The organism is Coleofasciculus sp. F4-SAH-05, assembly GCF_040222985.1.
Lineage (GTDB): Bacteria > Cyanobacteriota > Cyanobacteriia > Cyanobacteriales > Coleofasciculaceae > Coleofasciculus > Coleofasciculus chthonoplastes.
In genome coordinates this window covers 1-4930 of sequence record NZ_JAVKBY010000192.1, presented here as the reverse complement: position 1 = coordinate 4930, position 4930 = coordinate 1, and the positions used below count along the sequence as shown (strand labels likewise).

The 4930-nt window shown below is 45.8% G+C and carries 4 protein-coding genes and 1 pseudogene; all 5 read right to left on the bottom strand.

Annotated features, from left to right (window positions below; genetic code table 11):
• Positions 1–134: 134 nt before the first annotated feature.
• Positions 135–314: pseudogene (locus RIG27_RS22835) on the bottom strand (hypothetical protein); the annotation flags it as partial.
• A complete protein-coding gene (locus RIG27_RS22830; protein ID WP_446348989.1) occupies positions 301–1404 on the bottom strand; it encodes an NHLP bacteriocin system secretion protein in 1104 nt (367 codons plus the stop codon). The gene RIG27_RS22830 and the pseudogene RIG27_RS22835, both read right to left, overlap by 14 nt.
• Positions 1397–2299: a GNAT family N-acetyltransferase gene (locus tag RIG27_RS22825; RefSeq protein ID WP_446348987.1), complete on the bottom strand. Its 903-nt coding sequence runs from the start codon at positions 2297–2299 to the stop codon at positions 1397–1399. Before RIG27_RS22825 ends, RIG27_RS22830 begins: the two co-directional genes overlap by 8 nt.
• 115 nt (positions 2300–2414) lie before the next feature.
• Positions 2415–2711 (bottom strand): Nif11-like leader peptide family RiPP precursor, encoded by a 297-nt coding sequence (locus RIG27_RS22820; protein WP_446348991.1) that lies wholly within the window; start codon positions 2709–2711, stop codon positions 2415–2417.
• Positions 2712–3166: 455 nt separating this feature from the next.
• Positions 3167–4768 carry a peptide ligase PGM1-related protein gene (locus RIG27_RS22815; RefSeq protein ID WP_446348985.1) on the bottom strand — a complete coding sequence of 534 codons (1602 nt, stop codon included), beginning with the start codon at positions 4766–4768 and terminating at the stop codon, positions 3167–3169.
• Positions 4769–4930 lie beyond the last annotated feature (162 nt).

Sequence of the window (4930 nt, the reverse complement as noted above, 5' to 3'; positions counted from 1 at the left end):
TGGTTAAGGCTGATATCGAGCAACAATGCCGGGTATCAGCCAAGCGTCAGCGTTAACGGTTATCGACCAAAAGTTACACCGTGGACTTATACCAAGGCAGAATTACTTATGGGTAGGTTTGTCTAGGTTTTTAGAAGCGGTACGAATCGACCATAGTAACCTAAAATAATTCCCAGGGCAGCAGCGCCACATTCTACCGCCTCCATTTGTAGTAGCGTCGGTGTTTTTACCCGTTTATGTCTCCCTGGACGCCATTTTTTGAGGACTTCCCAGGGATTGAAAAAGCTGACCCAACTAAAATTAGTAGATACCACTGATCGACCTCAATATGGGAAAGACATAGGTAATCGGTGCCCGTTCTTCTACTTTGATGCGAACGACAGTTGTTGTCCCCGGAGAAATTTGCATCTGTGGTCCTTGAGACGATGACCATTGATAACGACTAGCTGTGGAGGGATTGGCGACTAAATCGGCAACAATTTCCATCATCCCATCGGGTTTTTGCGACACTAAACCTTCGACAACTTCAGGATTGCCAACAACACTAATGGCGGCTTCCTTGGTGACTGGAAAGGGAGAAATGCTGGTGACTGTGCCGACAATTCCGCCAAATCGTTCTCGCTTGACCGTTTTGGGCGTAATTTGTAAGTTCATGCCCGGTTGTACTTTCTTCCCGTCAGCAATCGATAAATAGGTAATTCCCACAAGCCGACTGGAAGCGGTTTCTTCGTTAATACTGCCGAAACGGGTGCCTCTATTGACAATCTGTTGCTGAAGGCTTTGACGCTGTTTGCCCAAAGACTCCAGGCTTTTTTGTTTGAGGATTGGCGCTAACTCTTCCAGTTCAGCGATACGCTGCTGGATTTGTTTTCGTTGTTTCTGAATCGATTCTAAGCTGGTTTTTCTCAGAACTGGAGTTAACGCTTGCAATTCTTGAATTCGTTGCCGGTTGTTTTGCCGTTGTAGGCGAATGGTTTGGATTTCCTGTAAGCTACCTTTGCCTTGTAAAGAACTGGCCGCCAAGTTTTGAGCTTCTAGTTCTGTGAGTTTGGCTCGTTGCTGCTGCAATTGCTTTTGCAGTTCCGTTTGGTCGAGAGTGGCTAAAACTTGTCCTTTTTTGACGACATCTCCAACCTGAACATTTAAAGAGAGGAGTTGTCCGGCACTGGTTGACTCGACAGGAACAACTTGGCGCGGATAAATTAACACACCTTTTCCTTCAACCGTTACCGGGATTCGCCCGTAAATACTCCAAATGGCGGTGACTCCAATTGCCATCCCCACGGAGAGCAACGATAACCAGTTTTGCGGCTTGACAACTCGTAGGAGTTGATCAAGCTTTTCTGGAGACGAAAGCCGCTGCAAGGAATTGGAGGGAAAGAGTTCACGCTTTGGTTCAAACATGGAGCTCAAGAGTTTGGTTAAGCTGCTTGTAGGTGCCTCGGGTTTCTCGCAGATAGAGTAGATAGGGCGTCAGCCGATTTTTAATAAAGGCTACCATTGGTTCATGGAATAAAGGCGTTACCCAAATTCCATAGGCAATATCCGCTTCGAGTTGACGTTGGGCTGCTTCGGCATACAGCGAGATAATTCGTCCCCTTTTCTGTAACTCTTGGCGGACAAAGCTACAGGTGTAGCGGATAGTATTCGGTGCTAGCCGATGATTAATCAGCCATCCCACTATCTGACCTTGATAGCGTAAAGCTAGACTGTTTAAGGGTTCTAAATTCTTTTCATGCTGAAAGGGAACTAAGTCAGTGGGAATCCAGCCCGTTTCGGCTTGTTGCTGTCGAATCAATTGCTTTTCCTCTGGAGTTACGTCTAACCAAGAACAGATACTGTAATTGGAGGGCAGGTGACTATATTTCTGCATCCAAGGGGCTTGGAGAACGGTTGCTGCCTCAGCTTTACACATTAACGTTCTCGGGTACGGTACACTCCAGTCATTGGTTTCCAGTAGCTTTTCTAATACTGGCGTTGTTGGCTTTCCTGGAGTGTAGACTAACTCTGCCTGGTTACACCCCCTCTCAACCAGTTCAGCTTCTAAACGATTGAGTAACGCTTTGCCAATGCCCTTATTTCGATAGGTTGGTTCGACAAATAACGACAGAATCTCTGCACTCTGATTTTGCTTAATTTCGGCTAGGGCTAATCCCACTGCTTCTTCCTGAACACAAGCCCCGAAAGCTACCATCGATGGATCGGAGCCAAGTTGGTGCAATATAAACTGGTAGGCAGAAAAAGTCAACCGCTGGAATTTGACCGCTGTTGAATCTTGCAAAAGGTTTAGCACGTACATCGCCTTCACCTTGATCCATGTCTGTGATATCCTAGAAAAAGGTAATGGAAAAAATCATAAATTTTCCATTACCCCAATCTAATTCGTTGTAACTTTTCCCAAGACGGGGTAGCTTCTAACAGTAGCTACCCCAGCACTGTCTGCTAATAAAACAAACCGTTGTGAACCGACCCAAACATTTCTTTTTACCGCCAGCTACGGCTTCGAGTTCTTCATCTTGTAACTCAAGATTGACTTCTGTGGTCTTACGGTTGATAAACGCTTTGACATCCTCAGCCGTGAATGAATAGCCCTTTTCTTCACCTAAGCGAACGGCTAAATCAGTGAAGCTATCTTGATCGGGGGCATCTCCGAGTAAATCTTGGAGATGCTGATCATTTTGCACAAGGATGTAGAAAGAAGTCTTGCAAATTGTCTTTGTTCATAATTTTTGCCTAAGATAATTCGGAGCGATTTTGACCCAAAAATTCAGTCCGATTCGCCACTGAACTGATAACTATGCTTCAAGTCTCTAAAATCATTACCATCCAAGTAAGGCATCTGATTTTAGGCTGGGGGCAACAAGTTTTTTCGGTCGTAGTGGTTGACTTAACTTTTTGATCTGCTTTACAGCGTATACCAAAATTTTCTATATGGGGAGATAAATTAATTTTTATTTATTTTTTGAAAAAAAAATAATATGCAATATAAATTTACAAAGAGTTCAGCAGAGTTGTCTGACTGAGCAATTCTCAGCAACCAAGGGCGGGTTTTGTGGTTGAGTTATTGGGAACAAGCGAGAAGTGAGCTTCTCAACCCGCCCCTACAGTGGGGAAAGCGTAGGTGGGGTTCCAACCGCCCAGCTAACGGTTAAGTGGCACTATGATCTCACTTAGAACACCAAGAAATTGGTTCACAGGGATAAGAAAACTGGTCATTATCTGTCCCGGTGGTTTCGTGATCCAATACTTGCATCACCTGGTTATAAAATGCCTCCGCTTCTGGAGGAGAATCACCAATACAGGTTAATCCTAGTTTGCCGAACTCCGAGAGGGCGCCCATCAGATGAAACACATTCCCCGTCCGGGTACTGCTATCAAAATGCAGGCGATAATGCGTAATAATATCCATCAGATCATTAGGCATTAACCCTCGGTAATGATCCCGTTGTAAATTATCGGTAGCGATATAATATTTCTGGCGACCTTGCTGACTGTGAAATAAACCCGTTGAGGCGTCGTAATGACCATTGGTTAAATACCGCAGCGACATAAACGGATGGGTGGTTCCCCCTTTACGTAAGTTAATTTCGATCGCCTGTAACTCCCAAACATTCTCCCCCTTCTCCGGCTGGTGAACAGCGACAAAATCCACGCCATACCGCTCGATCGCACCTTTTTCTGCCAAGGCTTCTCCCACTTTAATTCCCATCTTTTGTAAGGGTAAGCGATAGCCTTCATCGGCGGGAAATCGACATCCTAGATAAATCTGACCGTCTGGACCCCCTAAAATTTGATCATGGGTGGAGAGAATTTTCACATCACCCTGAGGGGTAATATATCCTTGTACGCTGGGCGATCGCTTGTTCTCTCCTTCAATAAATACCTCGACAATCACGCCTAACTCTGGGATGCGACTGGAAAATTCAGTCCAGGTTTCATTATTTGCCTGAAAGCCTAAATGTTCTAAGTCTTTGTGGATAGCTGCAACTCGTTGCTCATGCGATGCTTTCCCTGGCGCAGCGTCGGGAATTTTTCTCAAATCTAAAATCGCATTCCCTTCCCCAGAAAAGCCTTCATTGAGTTTAATCACCATCCGCTTTAAATCGGGATGACGTTCCCACAACACAGCCGCCGCTTCTACCAACTCGTCCACTGTCCAAAGCGTTTCCCAGCCATCGGGATGGGAAACACCACTGAGTTTAAAAATTTCCCGACTCCCACTCTTGGTGCCCCAGTGGAGTAAATCGGGGTCAGGTGCGAGAAGCGGTAGACCCAGTTTTACCGATAATTCTCGCTCAAGCTGGGTGGAATTATAACAGACCATGTACGACTTGTGCGGACGCAGCGCCTGACGAATTCGCGCCATTAGCCGGGGACGTTCTAATATTTTTTGGCTGAGGGGTTTGAGTGAGGCGTCATAGGTGGAGAGGAGCATCAAACGCTCACGAGCGTGAGAAAAGGGAATTCCAGGTAAAAGTTGTAAGTAATAATCAATCACTATCGGCGATAGCGGTACCGCCGTCACATAAATGAGGCGGGTGCGAGGATTGCGTAGGCGAATCAGGGAAAATAACAGCCGTTCCTCATAGTGGAGAAACCCCGGAATCTTCGCCAGTTCTCGCTGATCCACAGTAACAGACGGCACCACCAAGATGTCGCGATCGTCCTGGTCAAACAGATCAATACCAGACGAGCGATCGCGCAACTGACTCTGAAGCCGCCGAAACCGTTCTGCTTGTGTGGAGGAGGAAGAATTCAATCCATCCATTGCCCCTGAACTGCCTAAATATTATAGTTTGTAAAAGTATAGTCAAATATAGATAGACTGAATTTCATTTCAGAAATTCCCTTCGCTTTTACTTTGAGAGATTAATTCTCCTTGGGTGAACTACGCACCTCTCTATCCCATAGCGGTTAAACGCATTTGGGA